General features: G+C 71.3%; 20 protein-coding genes. 8 read left to right on the top strand and 12 right to left on the bottom strand.

The genetic code is table 11. The annotated features are described in order from the left end of the window. Positions 1-482 precede the first annotated feature (482 nt). From WCD84_RS02405 to WCD84_RS02390, 4 genes are all read right to left on the bottom strand, one after another. Positions 483-1,616, bottom strand: a complete 1,134-nt coding sequence (locus tag WCD84_RS02405) for an RNA polymerase sigma factor (protein ID WP_343277656.1) — start codon at positions 1,614-1,616, stop codon at positions 483-485. A gap of 95 nt (positions 1,617-1,711) precedes the next feature. Beyond that, entirely contained in the window at positions 1,712-2,569 is an 858-nt protein-coding gene (locus WCD84_RS02400) for a hypothetical protein (protein WP_343280293.1), read from the bottom strand. A gap of 4 nt (positions 2,570-2,573) precedes the next feature. Then, the gene (gene tesB, locus WCD84_RS02395; protein WP_343253858.1) at positions 2,574-3,476 is read right to left on the bottom strand and encodes an acyl-CoA thioesterase II; all 903 of its coding nucleotides are present in this window, start codon (positions 3,474-3,476) and stop codon (positions 2,574-2,576) included. Positions 3,477-3,535: 59 nt separating this feature from the next. Then, the gene (locus WCD84_RS02390) at positions 3,536-4,096 is read right to left on the bottom strand and encodes an N-acetylmuramoyl-L-alanine amidase (protein WP_343280292.1); all 561 of its coding nucleotides are present in this window, start codon (positions 4,094-4,096) and stop codon (positions 3,536-3,538) included. A 66-nt stretch (positions 4,097-4,162) separates the two neighbouring features. Between WCD84_RS02390 and WCD84_RS02385 the strand changes: the two genes are divergently transcribed. The 3 genes from WCD84_RS02385 (at position 4,163) to WCD84_RS02375 (ending at position 7,925) form a co-directional block, all read left to right on the top strand. After that, the gene (locus WCD84_RS02385) at positions 4,163-4,699 is read left to right on the top strand and encodes a hypothetical protein (RefSeq protein WP_343280291.1); all 537 of its coding nucleotides are present in this window, start codon (positions 4,163-4,165) and stop codon (positions 4,697-4,699) included. Then, on the top strand, positions 4,696-6,864 hold the full coding sequence (gene rlmKL / locus WCD84_RS02380) for a bifunctional 23S rRNA (guanine(2069)-N(7))-methyltransferase RlmK/23S rRNA (guanine(2445)-N(2))-methyltransferase RlmL (RefSeq protein WP_343280290.1): 2,169 nt from the start codon (positions 4,696-4,698) through the stop codon (positions 6,862-6,864). Before WCD84_RS02385 ends, rlmKL begins: the two co-directional genes overlap by 4 nt. Positions 6,865-7,052: 188 nt before the next feature. Then, the gene (locus tag WCD84_RS02375; RefSeq protein ID WP_343280289.1) at positions 7,053-7,925 is read left to right on the top strand and encodes a pirin family protein; all 873 of its coding nucleotides are present in this window, start codon (positions 7,053-7,055) and stop codon (positions 7,923-7,925) included. Positions 7,926-8,112: 187 nt separating this feature from the next. Here the strand turns inward: WCD84_RS02375 and WCD84_RS02370 are convergent, their stop codons facing one another. From WCD84_RS02370 to WCD84_RS02360, 3 genes are all read right to left on the bottom strand, one after another. Continuing rightward, complete coding sequence (locus WCD84_RS02370; RefSeq protein ID WP_343253853.1) at positions 8,113-8,556, bottom strand: hypothetical protein; 444 nt, start codon at positions 8,554-8,556, stop codon at positions 8,113-8,115. 171 nt (positions 8,557-8,727) lie between these two features. After that, positions 8,728-9,435 carry an N-acetylmuramate alpha-1-phosphate uridylyltransferase MurU gene (gene murU / locus WCD84_RS02365; RefSeq protein ID WP_343280288.1) on the bottom strand — a complete coding sequence of 236 codons (708 nt, stop codon included), beginning with the start codon at positions 9,433-9,435 and terminating at the stop codon, positions 8,728-8,730. A gap of 10 nt (positions 9,436-9,445) precedes the next feature. Next, the gene (locus WCD84_RS02360) at positions 9,446-10,459 is read right to left on the bottom strand and encodes an aminoglycoside phosphotransferase family protein (protein WP_343253851.1); all 1,014 of its coding nucleotides are present in this window, start codon (positions 10,457-10,459) and stop codon (positions 9,446-9,448) included. An 84-nt stretch (positions 10,460-10,543) separates the two neighbouring features. On the opposite strand from WCD84_RS02360, the gene WCD84_RS02355 reads away from it, so the two are divergent. From WCD84_RS02355 to cysC, 3 genes are read left to right on the top strand one after another with little or no spacing between them, the layout of a single operon-like run. Beyond that, entirely contained in the window at positions 10,544-11,953 is a 1,410-nt protein-coding gene (locus WCD84_RS02355) for a mannose-1-phosphate guanylyltransferase/mannose-6-phosphate isomerase (RefSeq protein WP_343280287.1), read from the top strand. 5 nt (positions 11,954-11,958) lie between these two features. Further along, positions 11,959-12,864 carry a sulfate adenylyltransferase subunit CysD gene (gene cysD, locus WCD84_RS02350; RefSeq protein WP_343280299.1) on the top strand — a complete coding sequence of 302 codons (906 nt, stop codon included), beginning with the start codon at positions 11,959-11,961 and terminating at the stop codon, positions 12,862-12,864. Continuing rightward, entirely contained in the window at positions 12,864-14,693 is a 1,830-nt protein-coding gene (gene cysC / locus WCD84_RS02345; protein WP_343253849.1) for an adenylyl-sulfate kinase, read from the top strand. The genes cysD and cysC overlap by 1 nt, the downstream gene beginning before the upstream one ends. Positions 14,694-15,302: 609 nt before the next feature. Here the strand turns inward: cysC and WCD84_RS02340 are convergent. After that, complete coding sequence (locus WCD84_RS02340) at positions 15,303-15,578, bottom strand: GlsB/YeaQ/YmgE family stress response membrane protein (RefSeq protein ID WP_343253848.1); 276 nt, start codon at positions 15,576-15,578, stop codon at positions 15,303-15,305. A 147-nt stretch (positions 15,579-15,725) separates the two neighbouring features. Further along, positions 15,726-17,234 carry a M20 family metallopeptidase gene (locus WCD84_RS02335; protein ID WP_343253847.1) on the bottom strand — a complete coding sequence of 503 codons (1,509 nt, stop codon included), beginning with the start codon at positions 17,232-17,234 and terminating at the stop codon, positions 15,726-15,728. Between the two features lie 198 nt (positions 17,235-17,432). Here WCD84_RS02335 and WCD84_RS02330 point away from each other — a divergent pair, with 198 nt between their 5' ends. Further along, entirely contained in the window at positions 17,433-17,771 is a 339-nt protein-coding gene (locus WCD84_RS02330; RefSeq protein WP_343253846.1) for a ComEA family DNA-binding protein, read from the top strand. A gap of 116 nt (positions 17,772-17,887) precedes the next feature. Further along, positions 17,888-18,553: a HutD/Ves family protein gene (locus tag WCD84_RS02325; protein ID WP_343280286.1), complete on the top strand. Its 666-nt coding sequence runs from the start codon at positions 17,888-17,890 to the stop codon at positions 18,551-18,553. 47 nt (positions 18,554-18,600) lie between these two features. Here the strand turns inward: WCD84_RS02325 and WCD84_RS02320 are convergent, their stop codons facing one another. From WCD84_RS02320 to WCD84_RS02310, 3 genes are read right to left on the bottom strand one after another with little or no spacing between them, the layout of a single operon-like run. Beyond that, positions 18,601-20,295 (bottom strand): sulfite reductase subunit alpha, encoded by a 1,695-nt coding sequence (locus WCD84_RS02320; protein WP_343280285.1) that lies wholly within the window; start codon positions 20,293-20,295, stop codon positions 18,601-18,603. Further along, positions 20,292-21,350, bottom strand: a complete 1,059-nt coding sequence (locus tag WCD84_RS02315; protein ID WP_343280284.1) for an FAD:protein FMN transferase — start codon at positions 21,348-21,350, stop codon at positions 20,292-20,294. The genes WCD84_RS02320 and WCD84_RS02315 overlap by 4 nt, the downstream gene beginning before the upstream one ends. Beyond that, positions 21,350-22,216 (bottom strand): DUF4198 domain-containing protein, encoded by an 867-nt coding sequence (locus tag WCD84_RS02310; protein WP_343280283.1) that lies wholly within the window; start codon positions 22,214-22,216, stop codon positions 21,350-21,352. Before WCD84_RS02310 ends, WCD84_RS02315 begins: the two co-directional genes overlap by 1 nt. Positions 22,217-22,314: the final 98 nt, after the last annotated feature.

Below are 22,314 nucleotides of genomic sequence, written 5' to 3'. Positions count from 1 at the left end.
CGGGCCCGGACCTTTTGGGCGGTGGTGGACGGGGGCAACGTCGACGCAGATGTCGCAACCGGGCGGATCGTCACCGGATCAAGCAGCACGGCCACGTCACACCACGGCCACGATCCGCGAGCGCGCGCCCGCTCTTGATCTCCGTCCCGAAGCCAAGAAACGCCACGGCCCGTCCCGTGCACAGGGGGTGTGCGGAGAGCCGGCCATGGATGGCCGGCGCCCGGCCGCTGGGAGCAGGACGCGGAGACGGCCGGCGCAGCACACCCCCTGTGCGCGGGACGGGCAGCGCGGACCAGAACGGAGAAGTGCGCGGCACGTGCAACGCGGACCCCAGTCGAGCAGCTCCCGGCCCAACAACGCCGCAACTGTCACGTCAGCACCCCGGAGCCTCGAGAAGAACCAGCCACAACGCCGGACCGGCCGTAGGTCTCTCCCCCAGTCGAAAGAAGAGCCTTTTCAACGCCCGGAGCGCATGTCGCCGATCAGCCCTTGAGGTACAGCAACACCAGCCCGCCGATGATCGCCACGTTGCTGATCACCACGCCGCTGGTGCCGAAGGTCAGCCGGTACAGCAGCTGCCTCGAGCGCGCGCCTTCGGGGTTGCGGATGGCGTCGCGCCGCAGCAGCGGCTGCATGGTCCGCGCCAGAGGACCCAGCAGCTGGTAGTTCAGTACCGCGATCGCGGCCAGGGCGAGCGCATAGGTCGGCACCAGGCTGTCGAAGGTGAAGGCCGACGCCAGGGTCAGGCCCACGGCCAGCAACGAGGTCCAGATGTAGGTGTTGTAGACGCGAAGGATCCCGCCGCGCTCGGCCTCGTCGTCGGCGTAGGCCACGAGCATCTTCCGGCACAGCCAGGCGGTGACCAGCCCGGCCAGCAGGCCGCCGCCAAGCGCGCCGGCCGTCCCGAGCACGCCCTTGCCGAACACGCCGCCGATGACGCTGCCGCCGACCTTGGCGAAGCCCGCCGCGGCTGCGGGCCGGCTGAAACCGAGCATGGCCGTGACGCCCACCGCGAACGCCGTGCCCGGCGCGCTGGAGCGGGCGAAGTCGCCAACGCGCGACAGCAGGTCTTCGCGCAGGCTCTTGCGGGCGCGCGAGAGGCGCTTGCGCACGGCGGCGTCGGACAGGCCCAGCAGTTCGGCCACCTGGCGCGAGTTCTGGCCTTCGCGGTAGTACAGCAGCAGCACTTCGCGACTCTCTTCGGGAAGCTCGGAGATCAGCTCGGCGGCCATGCGCTCGCGTTCGGCGTCGAGCAGCTGCTCTTCGGGCAGCGCGGACGGATCGGCGGCATGGTTGATGGCGATTTCCGCGGCCTCGCCGCCGATCACGCGCTGGCGGTGGCGGCGCAGGTGGTCATAGGCCAGGTTGCGGGTGATCTGGCGCAGCCAGGGCAGGAAGCTTGCCGGGTTCTGCAGGCGCTTGAGGTTCTGCCAGGCGGACAGGAAGGCCTCCTGGGCGATGTCCTCGCTGGCGGTCGGATCGCGGGTGATGGCCAGGGCCACCGCGGTCACCGTGTTCTGGCTGGCGACGATGATGCGGGTGTAGGCCTGCTGGCAGCCGTCGGCCGCGGCGGGCAGGTCGCGGTGGATCAGGGCATCGATGGCGCAGGTGGTCATGGGCTGCTCGCGTGGCGGCACCGGGCAGGCGCCATCCTATCCAGACGCGGCGGTGCGGGAAACGTGACCCATGGCAGGCTCCGCCCGGTGCTGCCTCAATCCGCGTCTTCGCGCAGCCAGTCCTGGCCGTCGCGGCGCACGGCCAGGTTCCGGGGCTCGTCCCCGTCCACGGCCAGGCGCACGGTGCCGCTGCCGGAGCCGTCGGTGGCGTAGTCGGACACGCTCACCAGCAGGCGTGCATCGGCACAGTCCGAGGCCGGGACCACGTCGAACCCTTCGCCGGCCAGCGCCTGCAGGAGCGCGGGGTCCGGGTCGGCGCCGTCGATGCCGAGGCAGCCGCGCCGCGTGCCGGCGGCCTCCAGCGCTTCGCGCAGCAGGGTGGCCGCCAGCGCCGGCGGCGTGGCGATCACGAAGGCTTCGTCGGGCAGGGTGGCGACAAGCGGCATGTCGGCAGCGGACGTCGACGCGGGCGCCTGTCTTCCGGCCGGCGTGGACGCGCCCGGGACGGATGCCGCCGGCGCGGCGGCCAAGGCGTCATCGTCGCCACCACCACGGCTGGCGCGGTAGGCGATCATCACCAGCGCCACCATCACCGCCACCCCCAGCAGCAGCCCGTAGCGGAAGCGTCCGCCACCGCGCGCGGAGAGCGGCGAGCTGGTGCCTCCGGCCAGTGAAGGCGGCGGCGGCATGAAGCTTTCGCTGCGCGGCGTGGTGTCCTGCAGCAGGCCGACTTCACGCAGCATGCGGCGCGCCTCCGGCTGCTGGTCGGAGCGGATCACCCAGACGGCCGGGCGCGGCCCGCTGTTGTTGCCGTCGCGATAGCTGAAATTGCCCCGGATGGCGCCACGGTAGGAGCGGCCGTTGCTGATCCGGACCTCGATGCCGGCCTCTTCAAGCAGCCGGGCCACCGCTTCGACGTTCTCGATGCGGGCGCTGGAAAACACCTGGCGCACGGCGTCAGCTCCGCGCCGGGACCTGCCCGGGCTGCCCTTCGACCACCCGGATCATCCCTTCCTGCGCGGTGCTCGCGACCAGGCGGCCGGCGCGGTCGTAGATCATGCCGCGGGCGAGTCCGCGCGAACCCTGCGCGCTGGGGCTGTCGATGGAGTAGAGCAGCCAGTCGTCGGCGCGGAACGGGCGGTGGAACCAGAGCGCGTGGTCGAGCGAAGCCATCTGCACCTTCGGCTGGTAGTAGCTGATGCCGTGCGGGAACGTGGCCGTGCCGAGCAGGTGGAAGTCGGAGGCGTAGGCGAGCAGCGCGCGGTGCAGCTCGGGCGCATCGCCGACCTTTTCAGCCAGGCGGAACCAGACCTGCTGGTAGGGCGGGCGCTTGGGCGGGTCGAGTTCGTCGCGCGGATAGACGTGGCGGAACTCGAACGGGCCGCTGCGGTCGAGCCAGCGCTGGATCTTGGTCGGCAGCTTCGCCAGCACCTTGTCCGGAATCGCGGGCGCGGGCTCCAGGTCTTCGGGCTGCGGTACTTCGGGCATCGACAGCTGGTGCTCGGCACCGCCTTCCGGCTCCTGGAACGACGCAGCGCAGAAGAAGATGACCTTGCCGTGCTGGATGGCGGTCACCCGGCGCACCGAGAAGCTGCCGCCGTCGCGGGTGCGGTCGACGTCGTAGACGATCGGATGCTCGATGTCGCCCGCGCGCAGGAAGTAGGCGTGCAGCGAATGCGCGCCGCGCGGCTGGGTCAACGTGCACTGCGCCGCCGACAGCGCCTGGCCCAGCACCTGGCCGCCGAAGACGTACTTGGTGCCGATGTCGCGGCTCTGGCCGCGGAACAGGTCGTCTTCCAGGCGCTCGAGGGTGAGCAGGTCGAGCAGTTCGGACGCGGGAGCGGGGGTGCTGTTGGGCATCCGCCGATTATACGGTGGCGTGCGGTGAATCCCGGCCGGCAAGCGCGCCCGCAACCGAGCTAGAGCGGCGGAGGCAGGGGCAGGCGCCGCAGCGGCGTGGCGTCCAGCACCCGCTGCCAGGGGAACATCGGTCCGGGATCGCGCTTGCGCCACACCTGCACCGCGGGATCGTCGTCAGCGGCAACCATGCCGGTATCGAGATCCTCGTGGCCGGCGATCCAGCGCAGGGCGGGCAGCTCGGTCACCAGCACCGCCAACAGTGCCGCCAACGCCTCGATCTGTGCGTCGGGATACGGCTCGGCCATCGTCTGGCGGCGTGAATCCAGCCAGTCCGGCCAGCGCCCGGTGTTCACCAGTTCGATGCCCACCGAGCGCGGGTTGAAGCCGCGGACGTGGTGCGCGACCCGCGCCGGATCCACCCAGCGTTCCGTTGCGCCGTCGCGATCGACGTACCAGTGCCCGCTGTTGCCCGTGCCGCTGGCCGGATACAGCACACGTTCGCCGTATTCGCGCGCGACGGCGAGGTCCGGCAGTTCGGTGCAGTGGATGACCACCAGGTCGACCTGCGCCAGCGGGCGCGTCTCCAGCAGGGACTCGTAGGGCAGGGGGTCGATGCGCACGTCGCGGCCGGGGCGGGGGACGGCGCGATGCTAGCATTCACATTCCCCCGAACCTCCCCGGACCCCATGACCGCACGCGGCCATTGCATCCTGTCGCACGGCTTCGAAAGCGGCCCCGACGCCACCAAGGTCACCGCGCTGGCCGAGGTCGCCGAACGCCTGGGCTGGAGCCACGAACGTCCGGACTACACCGGCTTCGACGCCATGCATGACGTCAGCGACCTGGGCGACGTCGCCCGGCGCCTGGCCCACCTGCAGGCGCTCGCCTCCGCCCGCGCCGCCGAAGGCCCACTCGTGCTCGCGGGGTCGAGCCTGGGCGCCTGGATCTCCGGCCGGGTCTCGCTTGACGTGCCCACGCGCGCGCTGTTCCTGATGGCGCCGCCGGTGAACCTGGCCAAGGCCTACCCGCTCCAGGCCGCGGCGGTGCCGACCGCGATCATCCACGGCTGGCACGACGAGCTGATACCGGCCGCCGATGTCGTCGCCTGGGCGATGCCGCGTCGCGACCGCCTGCTGCTGGTCGACGACAGCCACCGCCTGTCCGCGCATGTCGAAGCTTCGGCGGCGCTGTTCGCCGACCTGCTGGGCGCGCTGTCGCCGTGAAATTCTTCGCAAGCTGCGGCAAGGGCCTGGAATACCTGCTGGCCGACGAGCTGGTTGCGCTCGGCTGCGCGCGCGCGACCGCCACCGTCGCCGGCGTCAACGTCGAAGGCGAGCTCGCCGACGCCCAGCGCGCGGTGCTGTGGTCGCGCCTGGCCAGCCGCGTGCTGTGGCCGCTGGCCGAGTTCTACTGCGACGACGAAGACACGCTGTACCGCAACGCCGTGGCCCTGCCGTGGGCCAGCCACCTGGCGCCGGGCCGCACGCTGGCGGTCGATGCCCGGGTGTCCGGCGAAGGGATCACGCATGCGCGCTATGCAGCGCTGCGGGTCAAGGACGCCGTGGTCGACAGCCTGCGCGCCGAGACCGGGGCGCGCCCGGACGTCGACCTGGATGCGCCCGACCTGCGGCTGAACCTGGTGGTGCGCAAGGGCCGCGCGATCCTTTCCGTCGACCTCGGCGGCGGCTCCCTGCATCGCCGCGGCTGGCGTCGCGCGCAGGGCGATGCGCCGCTGAAGGAAACCCTGGCCGCCGCGGTCCTGCTGCGTGGCCAGTGGCCGCAGGTGCATGCCGAGGGTGGCGCGCTGCTGGATCCGATGTGCGGCAGCGGCACGCTGCTGGTCGAAGGCGCGGCCATGGCCGCGGACGTTGCGCCCGGCCTGCTGCGCCATGGCGATGTGCAGCCGTCGCGCTGGAGCGGCTTCGATGCCGGCGTCTGGGCCACGCTGCGCGATGAAGCGCTTGAGCGGGAACGCGTGGGGCGCGAGGCCCTGCGGCCGGTGTTCTACGGCAGTGACGTCGATCCCGCGGCGCTGCGGGCCGCGCATGAGAACGCGACCGCTGCCGGCTTCGGCGACGTGCTGCAGCTGGAAGAGCGCCAGGTCGCCGCGCTGCGGCCGATGGCCCAGGTCCGCGGCCTGGTCGCCAGCAACCCGCCCTACGACGCGCGCCTGGCCGCCGACGCCCAGCTCTACCGCGGCCTTGGCGACGCCCTGCGCCGGATCGCGCCGTACTGGCGCGCCAGCCTGCTCTGCGGCAGCCCGGACCTGGCGCGCGCCACCGGCCTGCGCCCGCAGAAGGTCTACCAGGTGTTCAACGGCGCGCTGGAGTGCTCGCTGCTGGTCGCCGACCCGGTGCAGCCGCCGCTGCGCGAGGACGCCGTGCCGCGCCCGCTGTCGCCTGGCGCGCAGATGCTCGCCAACCGCCTTCGCAAGAACCTGCGCGCGCTGAAGTCCTGGCGCGTGCGCGAGGGCATCGGTTGCTACCGCGCCTACGACGCCGACCTGCCCGAATACTCGGCCGCGATCGATGTCTACACCGAGGCAGACGATCCCGATGCCACCTGGCTGCACGTGCAGGAGTACGCCGCGCCCGCCGACATCCCCGACGCCGACGTGCGCCGCCGCTTCGGCGAAGTGCTGGCGGCCGCGCGCGAAGTCTTCGGCGTTACGCGCGAGCGCGTCGCGACCAAGGTCCGCGCGCGCGGCAAGGGCGGCAGCAAGTACGCCGATGCCGCGTCCCTGCGCCGCAACGAATACATCACCGTGCGCGAGGGCGCGGCGCTGCTGCGCGTGAACCTGTTCGACTACCTCGACACCGGCCTGTTCCTCGACCACCGCCCGCTGCGCGCGCGCCTGCAGCGCGAGGCGCGCGGCAAGCGCTTCCTCAACCTGTTCTGCTACACCGGCGCGGCCACCGTGCATGCGGCGGTGGGCGGCGCGGCCGGCACCACCAGCGTCGATCTGTCGGCGACCTACCTGCAGTGGGCGTCGGACAACCTGCGCGGCAACCGCGTCGACGGCCGCGTCCTCGGCGGCAGCGCGCACCGCCTGGTGCAGGCCGATGCCGTGGCCTGGCTGGAGGCGGACACCGGCGAATACGACCTGGTGTTCTGCGACCCGCCGACGTTCTCGAACTCGGCGCGCGCGGACGACTTCGACATGCAGCGCCAGCACGTGCGCCTGCTGCAGGCTGCGGTGGCACGGCTGTCCCCGGACGGCGTGCTGTACTTCTCCAACAACTACCGCCGCTTCCGCCTGGACGACGAGGCGGTGGCGGCGTTCGCGGAGTGCGAGGACATCACCGCCGAAACGATCCCGCCGGACTTCGCGCGCAACCCGCGGATCCACAAGGCCTGGCGCCTGACCCGGCGCGACGGAACGGACTGATCCAGCCCGGCCTTTTTTGTAGGAGCAGCTATAGCTGCGATTCCGCACTACCGGATCGCAGCCATAGCTGCTCCCACAGCCCCTGCAGGCCCAAACGTCGGCAGCGGAACCGCAGCGTTTCGCCGGCGGGGGCTGTGCCGGGGGCGACGCGGCACCATGATTGGGGTGGCCCCGACGAGGAGTTCCCCATGACCGTTACCCAGTTCGACTCCACCCGCGTGGTGCGCAAGCTGCGCGGCGAGCCCGCCTCCGACGGCGCCGGCGTGAAGCTGACGCGCGTGATCGGCGGCGCCGGGCTGCCCGAACTCGATCCATTCCTGCTGCTCGATGAATTCGGCACCGACCGCGCCGAGGACTACATCGCGGGCTTCCCGGAGCATCCGCACCGCGGCTTCGAGACCGTCACCTACATGCTCGACGGCCGCATGCGCCATCGCGACAACCACGGCAACGAAGGCCTCCTGGTGCCCGGCAGCGTGCAGTGGATGACCGCCGGCCGCGGCCTGGTGCATTCGGAGATGCCCGAGCAGGAGGAAGGCCGCATGCGCGGCTTCCAGCTGTGGGTGAACCTGCCGGCGAAGGACAAGATGACCGAGCCGCGCTACCAGGAGTTCGCGCCCGACCGCATCCCGCGGGTTACCCCGGCGGAGGGCGTGGACGTCCGCGTGGTGGCCGGGGAGATCGCCGCCGCCGATGGCCGCCGCGTGCGCGGGCCGATCGAACAGCCGGCCACCGATCCGCTGTACCTGGACGTGTCGCTGGCGCCGGGCGTGGCCTGGGAACACCGGCTGCCCGAGGGCCAGAGCGCGTTCGTCTACGTATTCGAAGGCGAGGCCGCCATCGGCTGCGGCGAGGAGGCGCGCACCCTGGCCAGCCATGAACTCGGCGTCCTTGGTGGTGGCGACGCGCTGCGCGTGGACGCGGGCGGGGCCGGGGCACGCATGCTGCTGGTGTCGGGCCGGCCGCTGCGCGAGCCGGTGGCACGCCACGGCCCCTTCGTGATGAACACGCGCGAAGAGCTGATGCAGGCCTTCGTCGACTTCCAGCAGGGCCGGTTCTGAGGGAAGCGTGGCGCCGATGATCGGCACCACCTGGACGGCCGCGGTTGATGGCAGTCATCACCACGTGCAGGGCGCGGCCGCGGCGAGCGCCACCGGCCGTGCGCTTGCGAAGGCCACTCGCCTGCTGCGGAGCGTCGGCGCCCGGCGCGGGAGGCCAGGCCCGCATGCGTCGACCGGGCGGCTGGATTCAGTTGGTCGAGAGGCGGATGACGTCGAAGCGCAGCTGCTCGGCCAGTGACATGGCCTCGGACAGCTGTGCTTCGTCGCCGCGCAAGGAGATGTGGGCGACGTTGCCGCGATCCAGTTCGACCAGTGTCTCGCGCACTTCGATGCCGGCCGGTCCCGAGAGCTCGCTGCGGTACCACCAGGTGTCCTGGCCATCGATCACGGTTTCCACCGTCCGGTTGCCGCGGCGCGGGCGGAACGGCGCGTCGCCAGTGATCATCACCGCCAGCATCTGCGCGCCGTCGCTGGCGCGGATGGCCTTGCAGAAGGTGTAGTCCTTGCCGTCAAGCTTTTCCCAGGCGAGGCCGCTGCTTGCCGGAAGCGCGGGACAGTCGCCGCCAGACTGCGCATGCACGCTGCCTGCCGCAAGCAGAAAAGCCGTGGCCAGCACGGTGCCTGTTTTCATGGTTGTTCCCCCTTGGGCGGCACGGATCGATGTGCGCCTCGCCTGATCCTGTCTTGTGCGGCGCGACAAAGTCCGTGACGTGCGTCACGTTTGTTGCATCCCGGGGCCGTTTTCATCGTGTTCGTCCAGCTCCGGTCAAACCGGCGAGGCACACGCGGACGCGCGCCGGGGTCACGCGTCCGCTGCGATCTCGCGCGACAGTGCCTGCAGCCGCTGCGGCGTGCCGACATCGGTCCAGCGGCCGCGGTGGTGTTCGCCCGAGGCCATGCCTCGGGCCATCGCCGCACGCAGCAGGGGCGCGAGCTTGAAGCGCGGCGGATGGGCGTCCGCGCCGTGTGCATCGCCGATGGCATCGCGCCAGTCCCGCAGCAGCGCCGGCCGGTACACGCCGATGCCGGAAAAAGTCAGGCGCGGCGCACCGTCCGCATGCACGCGTCCTTCCGCGTCGAGCGCGAAGTCACCGCGTGGATGGTGGCCGGGGTTGTCGACCAGCAGCAGCCAGGCATCGCCTTCGGGAGCGTCGGGCAGGCGTGCGAAATCGTAGTCGCACCACACGTCTCCATTGACCGCGATGAAGGGCTCATCGCCGAGCAGCGGCAGCGCGTGCAGCATGCCGCCGCCGGTTTCCAGCGGCGTATCGCCCTCGTGGGAGTAGTGCAGTCGCAGGCCCCAGCGCGAGCCGTCGCCAAGCATCAGCGGGAACTGCGGCGCCAGCCACGAGATATTGATCGCCACGTCGCGCACGCCGGCGGCGGCCAGCTTTTCCAGGTGCCAGGCGATCAGGGGTTTGCCGCCGGCATCAAGCAGCGGCTTGGGCGTGGTGTCGGTCAGCGGGCGCATGCGTTCGCCAAGGCCGGCCGCGAAGACGAGGGCTTTCATCGCGCGCTCCTCAGCCGGCCGCCGTCGCCGCCAGCGCGGGGCGCACATGGCGGTCGAGCACGCCGGCCAGCGGCGCGAGCTCCGGGTGCCGGGGGAGCACTTCATCAAGGTAGGCGAGGAAGCGCGGCGCATCGGCGAGGTACTTCGGCTTGCCGTCGCGGTGGTGGAGGCGGGCAAAGATGCCAAGCACCTTCAGGTGGCGCTGCACGCCGACGCGTTCGGCATCGCGCAGGAAGCGCTCCGGTGACGCAGGCACCGGCACGCCTGCCGCCAGCGCGCGCGCGTGGTAGCCGGTCAGCCAGCCGTCGACCCGCGCCTGCGGCCAGCTGAGGAAAGCGTCCTTGAACAGGCTCACCGGGTCATAGGACACCGGGCCAAGCACCGCGTCCTGGAAGTCCAGCACGGCCAGTCCGCCGGCCACAGGCATCAGGTTGCGCGGCATGTAGTCGCGATGCACCAGCACGCGCGGCTGGGCCAGGGCGCTGTCGATCAATACCCGGTAGACGAGGTCGAGCGCGTCCATGTCGGCGCAGCCGAGGGTCGCGCCGAGGTGCCGGCCAAGGAACCAGTCGTCGAACAGCCTGAGCTCGCGCGCAAGCAGCGCTTCGTCGTAGTGCGGCAGGTCGGGGGGCGCGGGGATCGCCTGGATGTGCAGCAGCTGGTCGATGGCGGCGTCGAAGTAGGCATCGGCGTTGCCGGTGTCGATGGCGTGGAGCAGCGTGTCCACGCCGAGGTCTTCCAGCAGCAGGAAGCCGCGCTCCACGTCGCGCGCCAGCACGCGCGGCACGCGCACGCCGCCGCGCTCGAGCAGTCCGTGCATCTTCAGCCAGGGCCGCACGTCCTCCAGCGCGGGGGGCGAGTCCATCACGATCAGGCTGGCATCGGCGCTGCCGGCCGTGCGCCAGTAGCTGCGGAAGCCGGCGTCGGTCGACGCGCGTTCAAGCACAAGGCCGGGTCGTCCGGCGGCCATGCGCGCCCAGGCCAGGCGCCCGGTCGCGTGCGTTTCGTCACTGGCGGTGGTCATGCGGGATGCGGTCGGTGGCCGGCGGGGCGGCGGTGCGCACAGGGTAAACTTCGCGCTCCTCCTTAGACAGCCAGGCGCCTTGCCATGATGCAGCTGCAACCCGTGCTCCTCTCCGGCGGCTCCGGCACGCGCCTGTGGCCGCTGTCGCGCGAGGCGTATCCCAAGCAGTTCCTGGCGCTGACGGGCGAGCACACCATGCTGCAGGACACCTGGCTGCGGGTAGCGCCGCTGGCGTCGCTGGCGCCGATCGTGGTTGCCAACGAGGAGCATCGCTTCCTGGCCGGCGAGCAGCTGCGACAGGTGGGCGTGGAGGGCGCGGCGATCATCCTCGAGCCGGTCGGCCGCAACACCGCCCCGGCGATCGCCGCCGCGGCCCTGCAGGCCATGGCCGGTGGCGCCGATCCGCTGCTGCTGGTGCTGCCGTCGGATCATGTGGTGCGCGATGGGGAGGCGTTCCGCGCAGCCGTGGGCGAAGCATCCGCGGCCGCCGAAGCGGGTGCGCTGGTCACCTTCGGCATCGTGCCGGAAGCGCCGGAAACCGGGTTCGGCTACATCCAGGCCGGAGCGGCCGTCGGAAGCGGCGTGCGCGACGTGCTGCGCTTCGTCGAGAAGCCCGACGCCGCCACCGCCCAGGCCTACCTGGATGCCGGCGGCTATTACTGGAACAGCGGCATGTTCCTGTTCCGCGCCTCGCGCTACCTGGAAGAGCTGGGACGCTTCCATCCGGACATGCTCGACGCGGTGCGACGCGCCAGCGACGGCGCTACCCGCGACGGCGACTTCGTGCGCCTGGACAGGGATGCCTTCGCCGCCTCGCCGTCGGACTCGATCGACTACGCGGTGATGGAGAAGACCGGCCGCGCCATGGTGCTGCCGGTGGACATCGGCTGGAACGACGTCGGCTCGTGGTCGGCGCTGTGGCAGGTCAGCGAGCAGGACGCGGATGGCAACGCCGGCCATGGCGACGTGATCGCGATCGACAGCCGCAACAGCTACGCGTATTCGCGCCGGCTTGTGGCATTGGTGGGCGTGGACGACCTGGTGGTGGTGGAGACCGACGATGCGGTGCTGGTCGCGCACAAGGACCGGGTGCAGCAGGTCAAGGACGTGGTCGCGCGGCTCAAGGCCGACGATCGCAGTCACGCCGTGCTCCATCGCGAGGTCCACCGGCCCTGGGGCAGCTACGACTCGATCGACCAGGACGCGGGTTTCCAGGTCAAGCGCATCAAGGTCAAGCCCGGCGGGCGGCTGTCGCTGCAGTCGCACAAGTGCCGGGCCGAGCACTGGATCGTGGTCCGCGGCACCGCGCGCGTGACCCGCGACAACGAAGTCTTCGAGCTGCACGCCAACCAGTCGACCTACATCCCGCTGGGTGCGAAGCACCGGCTGGAGAACCCGGGCAGCGAAGTGCTGGAACTGATCGAAGTGCAGTCGGGCGACTACCTGGGCGAAGACGACATCGTCCGCTACGAAGACGTCTACGGGCGCTCGTGAGCAAGGTGGCCGTGAGCGACAGCCAGCTCGACCGGCTCGAGGCCGAGAGCCTGCACATCCTTCGCGAGGTCGCCGGGCAGTGCCGCAAGCCGGTGATGCTGTATTCCATCGGCAAGGACAGCTCGGTGCTGCTGCACCTGCTGCTGAAGGCCTTCGCCCCGGGGCGTCCGCCGATCCCGCTGCTGCACGTCGATACCACCTGGAAGTTCCGCGAGATGATCGCCTTCCGCGACCGGCGCGCCGCCGAGACCGGCGTGGACCTGCGCGTGCACGTGAACCCCGACGGCGTGCGCGACGGCATCGGTCCGCAGAGCCACGGCGCAAGCCGCCATACCGAAGTGATGAAGACCCAGGCGCTGCGCCAGGCGCTGGACGCCGGTGGCTTCGACGCCGCGATCGGCGGCGCGCGCCGCGACGAGGAAAAGTCGCGCGCCAAGGAGCGCGTGTTTTCCTTCCGCGACGGCAACCAGCGCTGGGATCCGCGCCGGCAGCGACCGGAGCTGTGGAACCTGTACAACGCGCGGGTGAATCCGGGCGAGAGCATGCGCGTGTTCCCGCTGTCGAACTGGACCGAGCTCGATGTCTGGCGCTACATCCGCCGCGAAGGCATCCCGGTGGTGCCGCTGTACTTCGCCGCCGAGCGCCCGGTGGTCGAGCGCGACGGCACCCTGGTGATGGTCGATGACACGCGTTTCCGGCTCGAGCCCGGCGAGGCGCCAGTGCTGCGCCGCGTGCGCTTCCGCACCCTTGGATGCTATCCGCTGACCGGCGCGGTCGAGTCCGACGCCACCGACCTCGACGCGATCATCGCCGAGATGGAGGCGGGCACGCAGTCGGAGCGCGCCGGTCGCCTGATCGACCACGCCGATGGGGATTCGATGGAGAAGAAGAAGCGCGAGGGTTACTTCTGATGGCGGGCGACTTCCTGCGCCTGGTCGCCTGCGGCAGCGTCGACGATGGCAAGAGCACCCTGATCGGGCGCCTGCTGGCCGAGGCCGGCCGCGTGCCCGACGACGAGCGCGCCGCGCTGGCGAAAGCAAGCGCAGTGCACGGCACCCGCGGCGACGATATCGACTACGCGCTGCTGCTCGACGGCCTGGATGCCGAACGCGAGCAGGGCATCACCATCGATGTCGCCTGGCGGCACCTCGACACGCCGCGCCGCCGCTTCCTGATCGCCGATTGTCCGGGGCACGTGCAGTACACGCGCAACATGGCCACCGGTGCGTCGGTCGCCGACCTCGCGATCGTGCTGGTCGACGCCACCCGCGGGCTGTTGCCGCAGACCTTCCGCCACACCGCGATCGCGGCGATGTTCGGCGTCCGCCACGTGCTGCTGGCGGTGAACAAGATGGACCGCGTGGGCCACGATCGCGCCGCGTTCGAGGCGATTGCAGGCACCTACCGCGCGCACGCCGCGAAGCTTGGCATCGCGGATGCCGTCGCGATCCCGCTGGCCGCGGCGACCGGCGCCAACGTCACCACGCGTTCGGAGGCGATGCCCTGGTATGACGGGCCGACGGTGCTCGAGCACCTCGAGTCGGTGCAGGTCGAGGCGCGCGACGCCGACCTTGCCGCGCGGCTGCCCGTGCAGCTGGTGCTGCGCGACGATGACGGCGGGCGCTGGCTGGCCGGCACCATGGCCTCGGGCACGCTGCGGGTGGACGATGCGCTGCGGATCGAGCCCGACGGCGTGGCCGCGACCGTTGCCGGCCTGCGCCGCGGTGGCGTCGACGTCGCAGCGGTACACGCAGGTGACGCCGCTGCCGTCCGCCTGGCGGAAGACGTCGACGCCGCCCGTGGCGACGTGCTGGCCGCCGCCGGCGCGCCGCTGGCCGCCAGCGACCAGTTCGCCGCCGACCTGCTCTGGTTCGACGAGGCTGCGCTCCTTCCCGGCCGCCGCTACCAGCTGCAGCTGGCCAGCCGCAGTGTCGGCGCCCGCGTGGGCGACATCAAGCATCGGCTGGATCCTGAAACGCTGCAGCCGCTGGCGGCCAAGCGGCTGCAGGCCAACGACATCGGCGAAGTCTCGCTGGCGCTCGACGCCCCGATTCCGTTCGCGCCGTTCGCCCGGGAACCCGTGCTGGGCAGCTTCGTGCTGGTCGACCTGCTCACCCGCGCCACCGTCGGCGCCGGCATGATCCGCCACGGCCTGCGCCGCGCCGACAACATCCACTGGCAGGTGCTGGACGTGGACCGCAGCGTGCGCGCCGCGCTCAAGGGCCAGCGCCCGCGCTGCGTCTGGTTCACCGGGCTGTCCGGCTCCGGCAAGTCGACCATCGCCAACCTGGTCGAGCGCGGCCTGGTCGCGCGCGGCTGCCACACCTACCTGCTCGACGGCGACAACGTCCGCCACGGACTCAACCGCGACCTTGGCTTCACCGACGAGGACCGCGTGGAGAACCTGCGACGCATCGCCCACGTCGCGCGGCTGATGACCGACGCCGGGCTGATCGTGCTGGTGAGCTTCATCGCGCCGTTCCGCGCCGAGCGTCGCTCCGCGCGCGCGCTGTTCGCCGAGGGCGATTTCATCGAAGTGTTCGTGGACACGCCGCTGGCCGAAGCCGAGCGCCGCGACGTCAAAGGCCTCTACGCCAAGGCGCGCCGCGGCGAGCTGCCCAACTTCACCGGCATCGACTCGCCCTATGAGCGGCCGGAGGATGCCGAGCTGGTGCTGGACACGATGTCGGCAGGGCCCGAGGTGCTTGCGGAACGCGTGATCGCAGCGCTTCTGGACTGAGGCCTGCCCTGAAAAAAGGTTCTTCTTCCGATTGAGGGGGAGGCGTACGGCCGGTCCGTTGAAGTGCCGGTTTTTCTCGAGGCTCCGGGTGACGCGACAGTGGGGGCGGGAGTCGCTCCGTTGGGATGCGCGCTGCCCGTCCCGCACACAGGGGGTGTGCTCCCCCGGCCTGTCCGCGTCCTGCTCCCAAGGCCGGCTGTCCGCACACCCCCTGTGCACGGGACGGGCCGTGGCGTGTTCCTGCTTCGGGTCGAAGATCAAGAGCGGGTGCGCTCGCGATCGTAGGGGTCGCCCTGGCGTGGCTGTGCCGCTTGATCCGGTGACGACCGCCCGGTTGCGACATCTGCGTCGACGTTACCCTCGTCCACCACCGCGCAAAAGGTCCGGGTCCGCCGTGGAGGCAGGGGGGATGCCCAGAGCCGGCCATGGATGGCCGGCGGCCGGAACTGGGAGCAGGATGCGCATATTCCGGCTGGGCATCCCCCCTGCCTCCACGGCGGGTAGCGCGCACCTTCCCGGAGCAATCATCCGAACCCCACGCAGTCGCGAGAAGAACCAAAAAAAGCCGGGAAATGCCCGGCTTTTCGTATATGCAATGCCCGCGCCGGCTCAGCGCCTGCGCTTGCCCTTGATGGCCTCGGCAATGAACAGGAGCACGATCGCGCCGACCAGCGATGCGATGAAGCCGACCGCTTCGCCCTCCGCGTACCACCCCAGCAGGCGTCCGACCCAACCGGCAAAAAGCGCGCCGACGATGCCGAGCACGATCGTCATGATGATGCCGATGCCCTGCTTGCCGGGCTTGATCAGGCGCGCGAGCACGCCGACCACGAAGCCGACCAGGATGATCCAGAGCCAGCTGCTGCCGCCGAATACACCTTCCATGACGCGCCCCTCTTGCGTGGATGACCGCGGGAGCTTAACAGGGGCGGTGGCGGGTGTGTCCCGCGCCGCGATCGCGGAGCGGGATCGCGGCCATGGCCGCTCCCACAGGAGCCGGCTGCGGCCTTGGCAGCAGCCTCGGCAGAAGCCTCAGCAGCAGCCGTGGTCGCCGTGCCGCGTACCGCTGTCGGCGGCAACAGCAGCGCCCGTGGTTTCGCCGCGCGCGCTTGCGGCCTGGTGGGCGGCAATCACCTGCGCCACGCTGGCGGTCACCCGCTTGCCCATGTCGATGTGCAGGAATTCGTTGGGACCGTGGGCATTGGAGTGCGGGCCAAGCACGCCGGTGATCATGAACTGCGCGCCCGGGAACTTCTCGCCGAGCATGCCCATGAACGGGATCGAGCCGCCTTCGCCCATGTACATGGCCGGGCGCTTGTAGAAGGCCTGGCTGGCGGCATCGACCGCGTTGCCCAGCCACGGCGCCATCGCCGGTGCGTTCCAGCCGCTCGAAGCCTTCTCGAGCTCGAGGCTGAGCTTGGCACCGTTCGGCGGGTCGCTCAGGAGCGCCTCCTGCAGCAGCTCGCCGGCGCGCTTGCCGTCGAGCGTCGGCGGCAGCCGCAGCGAGAGCTTCACCGCGGTTTCCGGGCGCAGCACGTTGCCGGCCGATTCCAGCGAGGGCATGCCGCCGATGCCGGTGATCGACAGCGCCGGGCGCCAGGTGCGGTTGAGCACCAGCTCGGTGAGGTCGTCGCTCATCGGCGTCATGCCGGGCAGGAACGGGAATTTGTCGAACACGGCGGTGTCGAGCACGTCGGCGCATTTGCGCGCCTGCGCGAGTCGTTCGGCCGGGACCTCCACGTGCAGGCCATCCAGCAGGATGCGGCCGGTGGCCTCGTCCTCGATCCGCGACAGCAGCTGGCGCAGCAGGCGGAAGCTCGACGGTACCACGCCCGAGGCGTCGCCGGAGTGCACGCCTTCCTCCAGCACCTTGACGCTGAAATTGCCGCCGGCCAGGCCGCGCAGCGAGGTGGTGCACCAGAGCTGGTCGTAGTTGCCGCAGCCCGAGTCCAGGCAGACCACCAGCGAAGGCTGGCCGATGCGGTCGGCCAGGTGGTCGACATAGGCGGGCAGGTCGTAGCTGCCGGATTCCTCGCAGGCTTCGATCAGCACCACGCAGCGCGCGTGCGGGACCTTCTGTTCCTGCAGCGCCATGAGCGCGGTCAGCGAGCCATAGATCGCGTAGCCGTCGTCGGCGCCGCCGCGGCCGTAGAGCTTGCCGTCGCGCAGCACCGGCTTCCAGGGGCCGAGGTCGTCGTCCCAGCCGGTCATCTCCGGCTGTTTGTCGAGGTGGCCGTAGAGCAGCACGCAGTCGTCGGCGTTGCCGCCGTTGGTCGCGGGGATGTCGATGAAGATCAGCGGCGTGCGGCCTTCAAGGCGCACCACCTCCAGCTGCATTCCGGGGATCGGCTGCGCGCGCGCCCAGGCTTCCATCAGCCTGACCGCGTCTTCCATGTAGCCGTGCTTCACCCAGTCGGCGTCGAACATCGGTGACTTGTTGGGGATGCGGATGTATTCCACCAGCTGCGGCACGATTTCGTCGTCCCATTTGGCGGATACGAACTTCTCGGCGCTGTCGGGGTTGATCAGGCTGGTGTCCATCGCGGAGGCCTTTTTTGCGGGGAAAGCCCGATTCTACGCCCCATGTGTCAGGGTTTCCGGACGCTGCGACGCGTTGCGGGCCGGCGCTTGCGCGGGCGTCGTGGCGATGGCCCTGGCCCGCGGCAGGCGTCGAGACTGGCCACGCCGGCGCCAGGATGGCCCGGTGGAAAGGAAACCCAACCACGCAAGGAGAGCGCCATGATTCCCCTGAAGTCCGTACTCGCACCGGTGCTGTTGTCATTGCTCATGGCCGGCAGCGCCTTCGCCAGTGACAAGGTCAACATCAACACCGCCGACGCCGCGACCATCGAAAGCGTGATGGTCAATATCGGCATGTCCAAGGCCGAGGCCATCGTGGCCTACCGCAAGGCCAACGGCGCGTTCAAGAGCGCCGACGAACTGGTCAACGTCAAGGGCGTGGGCTTGAAGACGGTCGAGCGGAACCGCGACCGCATCGTCGTCGGTGGCGGCGCGGCCAAGCCCGCCGCGGCAAAGAAGCCGGCGGCCGCCAAGCCCGTCGCCGCCTCCACGCCCTGACGCGACTCCGTGCTACGGGTGCAGGGACGCACCTGGTGCGGCAACGGCGTGGCGGGACGCAGGGACGCGTCCCGCGCGCCTTCGAGAGGGCATGCATGCGGCGCTACACTGCCGTCATGTCCAGCGACGCGGCCTTCGCACGCCATCTTCCCGCCAATGAATACCGGCGCCTGCGCTGGCGCAACGGCCTGGGCTGGACGCGCGAGATCCACGCGGCCTCCCGTGGTGCCGGCGAAGGCTGGGACTGGCGGCTGTCGATCGCGGAGATCGAAGCCGACGGGCCGTACTCCGTCTTTCCCGGCGTGCAGCGCGAGCAGGTGCTGCTGGCCGGTGAAGGCCTTGCCCTGGACTTCGGCGACGGGCCGGAGCGCGTGCTGGCACCGCCGCACGGACGCCAGCGCTTCAGCGGCGAGGCCGCGGTGCAGGCCCGGCTGCGGGCGGGGCGGGTCGAGGTGTTCAACCTGATGTGGCAGGACGGGCGCGTGGCGCCGCAGCTGTGGCATCGGCCGCTGGTGGGTTCCATGCTGCTGTTCGTCGATCCGGGCGCCGCGTGGGTCGTGCATGTGTTGGCGGGCCAGGCCACGGTCGGGGGCGACCATGCGCTGCCACTGCTTGAAATGGGCGACAGCGCCATGCTGGAAGCCGATGCCGCGCGCAGGCGCTGCCTGATCGAAGGCGCCGGCGAGCTGCTGCTCATACGCATCGAGCCATCGCCGCCAGGCCCCATGCAAGAGCAGCTACAGCTGCATAGCCGCGACCCGGACGCCCGCCTCACGCGGTAATCCTGCAGCAGTCATTTCCACCAGCGGGGCACAGGCACGACGCAGGCTCAATAGACATCCCGCCGATACCGGCCGTCCACGCGCATCCGCTCCACCGCCGCATCGCCCAGGATCTCCCGCAGCGCGGCGTCCACGCCCGGCGCCATGCCCTGCAGGCTTCCGCAGACGAGGATCGTGGCGCCGTCGTCGACCCAACGGCGCAGGCGCATGGATTCGGCGCGCAGGGCGTCCTGCACGTAGCCGCGGTGGATCGCCGCGCCGCCGCCGCCGACGGCCGATTCTGCAAGTCCGGCACCCTCGGCATCGCGCGAGAACGCGAGGTCCAGGCGCGCAAGCGCGCCGTGGTCCAGCCACTGCAGGATGTCCTCGCGCAGGTGGAAGTCGCGGCCGGCGCTGCGTTCGCCGAACAGCAGCCAGCTCCGGTGGCCACCGGCGGCAATGCGTTCGGCCAGGTGCGCGCGCAGGCCGGCGATGCCGGTACCGTTGCCGACCAGCACCAGCGGCGTGCCGGCGCCGGGGCCGTGGAAGCCGGGATTGGCGCGGATCCGCAGGTCGATCATGCCGCCAGGCTGCGCGTGGTCGCAGAGCCAGCCGCTGCCGATGCCCGGGCTGCCGTCCGGACGCAGCATGCGCCGCAGCAGCAGCCGCAGCCCGCCTTCCCCGGGAACCGATGCGATGGAGTATTCGCGGTGCGGCAACGGCTGCAGGCGTGAGGCGACGCCCTGGGCGTCCAGTCCCAGGAGCTCGCCCGCATCCGGAAGGTGGGAGCGCGCCAGCAGGTCGCGCAGGGACGCGTGTCCGTCGCCCACGCGCACCTGCGTCGCCGGATCCAGGCCGGTGGCGACCAGCAGCGCGACCACGGCCCGGGGCGCCTGGCGCGGACCGGTTTCGGCGATGTCGCCTGCGCGCCACTGCGGGTCGCTGCCGCTGGGCGGCGACAGGACCACTTCGTGCACGGCGCCGCCGGGGCTGCCGCGATTGAGTTCGCGCCGTGCGGCCAGGGTCCACGGGGCATAGCTTGCGGGCGACCAGTCGGGCAGCTCCGGGGCGCCGGCGGCGACGCCGAGGTGGTGTTGCCAGTGGCGCAGGGCAGCGGGGTCGCCGTTGTCGACCTCGACGATGTCGAACAGCGGCCTGGCCCCCGCGTCGCGCAGCCACTGGTCCAGGGCGTGGCCGAAGGCGCAGTAGTTCTGGTAGCTGCGGTCGCCCAGGGCCAGCACCGCGTAGCGGAGGCCGGGCAGGGCGATGCCGGCATGCATCGTGTCGCGGATGAAGGCCGCGGCCGGGTCGGGTGCGTCGCCTTCGCCGGTGGTGCTGGCGATGAACAGCACCTGCCTCGCGGCAGAGAGCGACGCGGCATCGAGCGTCGCGATCTCGCGCAGGCGGGGGCGCAGTCCGGCGCTTTGCAGCGCGTCCACCGTGCGCCGGGCGAAGTCCAGCGCCTGGCCGGTCTGGCTGGCATGGACCACGAGCCAGTCGTCGGCCTCGGCTGCGTCGGTGATTGCGGCTGCGGACGAGGCCCGCGCGCGCGCGTCGCGACGCGCGTGCCGGAGCTTCGCGGCGCTGGCCGCCAGATAGGCGGCCGCAAGCAGCGTCGCCAGCCATCCCTGCGTGGTGCCGGGCGGACCGGGCCACCAGGCGTCGTCATGCAGCGGTACCAAGGCCAGCGCGGCGGCGCACAGCGCGAGCAGGATGCCGGCCTGTGCCGCGCGTGCGCGCCGGGTGACGGACGCGCCGCTCACTGCGCGAGTCGCTGCATGTACGCGTCGGTGCTGCGTTCGCGCACGCCCTCGGCGTCGCGCAGTACGAAGCGTGCGGCCATGCCGCGGGCCTGTGCCAGCTCGAAGCCGCGCTCCGGCCCCATCACCGTGAGTGCCGTCGCCCAGGCGTCGGCTGCGAGCGCGGTCCCGGCAACCACGGTCACGGCGGCCGGGGCATGCGCGACCGGTGCGCCGGTGCGCGGATCGATCGTATGCGAGTACAGGCGGCCGTCCTGTTCGAAGCGATGCCAGTGATCACCCGAGGTGGCGACCGCGGCGTCGTCGAGCTGGATCACGCAGCTTGCGGCAGCACGGTCCCGGGCCGTGTCCGGGCGCGCGCCGCCGCCGGATCCGTTCGCGACGCCCAGTCCGAGGCCGTCATCGTCGCCATCGTCGTCAGGCCAGGCTTCGGCCAGGACCTTCCAGGCGCTGCCGTCCGGCTTGCGGCCGTAGCCGCGCAGCTCACCACCGACCTCGACCAGCGCGGCGGGCGCGTCCTGCGCCTGCAGCCAGTCCACCACCGCGTCCACGCCGTGGCCCTTGGCGATGCCGGACAGGTCCAGGCCGGCGCCACCGGGCTGCAGCGCCCGCTGTCCCGCCGCGTCGAGGAGCACCCGCTGCCAGCCGGTTCGCGCGCGCGCCGAGGCCAGCGTCTCCGCGTCCGGCACGCGTCCGCCACCCCCGAAGGGGCCGAAGCCCCAGGCCTCGACCAGCGGCCCGACGGTCGGGTCGACGGCGCCGCCGCTGTCCGCGGCAAGTGCGAGCGCGTCGCGCAGCACGTTGAAGAACGGCTGCGGCAGCGCCTGCCAGCTGCCCGCGGGCGCGCGGTTGTAGCGGCTGATGTCGGAGTCGCGCTCCCATGTGCTCATCTGCGCGACGACGCGATCCAGGCAGGCCTGGATGCCGTCGTGCAGGGCGTGCAGGTCGGCGCCGGGCGGCGCCGCGACCGACACCCGCCAGAGCGTGCCCATGGTGGCGCCACCCAGCGAGTGCACCGCAAGGGTGGGACGCGCGTCGACGGCGACGTGCGGGGCCATTACTGCGGCAGGACTTCCAGGGTGGCGACGTAGCCGAGGCGGCGGCCGGTAGCCTGCGGCAGGCTGGCCTTGTCGTCCTGCAGGCCGGTTTCCAGCCAGTAGATGCCGGCGTCCGGCCAGGTCACGCGGAGCAGGCCCTCGGCGTCGGTGGTCGTGGCGATGTCGTCCTGGGCGTTGCGGTAGCGGGTGCCGCCGCGGACGATCTCGAACTCGAGGCCGGCGGCCGGCTTGCCGTCGACCAGGATGCGGAAGGTCGCTTCCTCGCCCGCGAACAGGTCGTTGGGGTGGGTCACAGGCTCCAGCTCGATGCCGGTGCCGGTGGCGGCGAGCGCGGTCGTGTTGGGCGCGCCGTTGGTGACGAAGGTTTCGACGCGGCGGACGGTCTCGGTGACTTCCAGGTTCTGCGCGTCCTTCGGCACCTTGGTGGTCAGGTCCTCGGCGGTGGCGCTGCGCAGGAAGCCGCCGCGGGCGTCGGGACCGGCGGGCCTGCCTTCGGCCTCGGCCTTCGCCTTCGCGGCCAGGCTTTCGGCCGTGTCCCAGCGCGCCGACATGCCGCTGCCGGCGTTGGCGATGCGGTAGGTGCCCTGCTGCGCGAGTTCCACATCGAAGGTGCTGCGGTACTTGCCGGTGGCGCCGTTCGCCAGCTCCACGCTGCTGCCGTCCGGCGCGGTGACGGTGATGCCGTCCAGGCGCATCGGCACGTGGTCGGGGAAGAACAGCTGGTTCGACACCGCGGCGTCGAAGGTCACCCACACGTCACCACCGTTGACCACGGCCTGCGAAGGGATGATCCACTGCTTGTGCGCGGAGGCGGTCATGGGGAGCACGGCGGCCAGGGCAAGCGCGAGTGCGAGGGTCTTCTTCATCTTCGGTCTCCAGAAGGGAATGCGTGTCTTGGGGCCGGCGTGCCGTGTGGCCGGCGTGCCGGGGGGCCGGCGTGTGGTGGGCCGTCGTGTCGTGCGGC

The organism is Luteimonas changyuni (assembly GCF_039548395.1).
Classification (GTDB): domain Bacteria; phylum Pseudomonadota; class Gammaproteobacteria; order Xanthomonadales; family Xanthomonadaceae; genus Luteimonas.
Note: the sequence above shows the minus strand (reverse complement) of the source record. Positions and strands in the feature narration are given on the sequence as shown.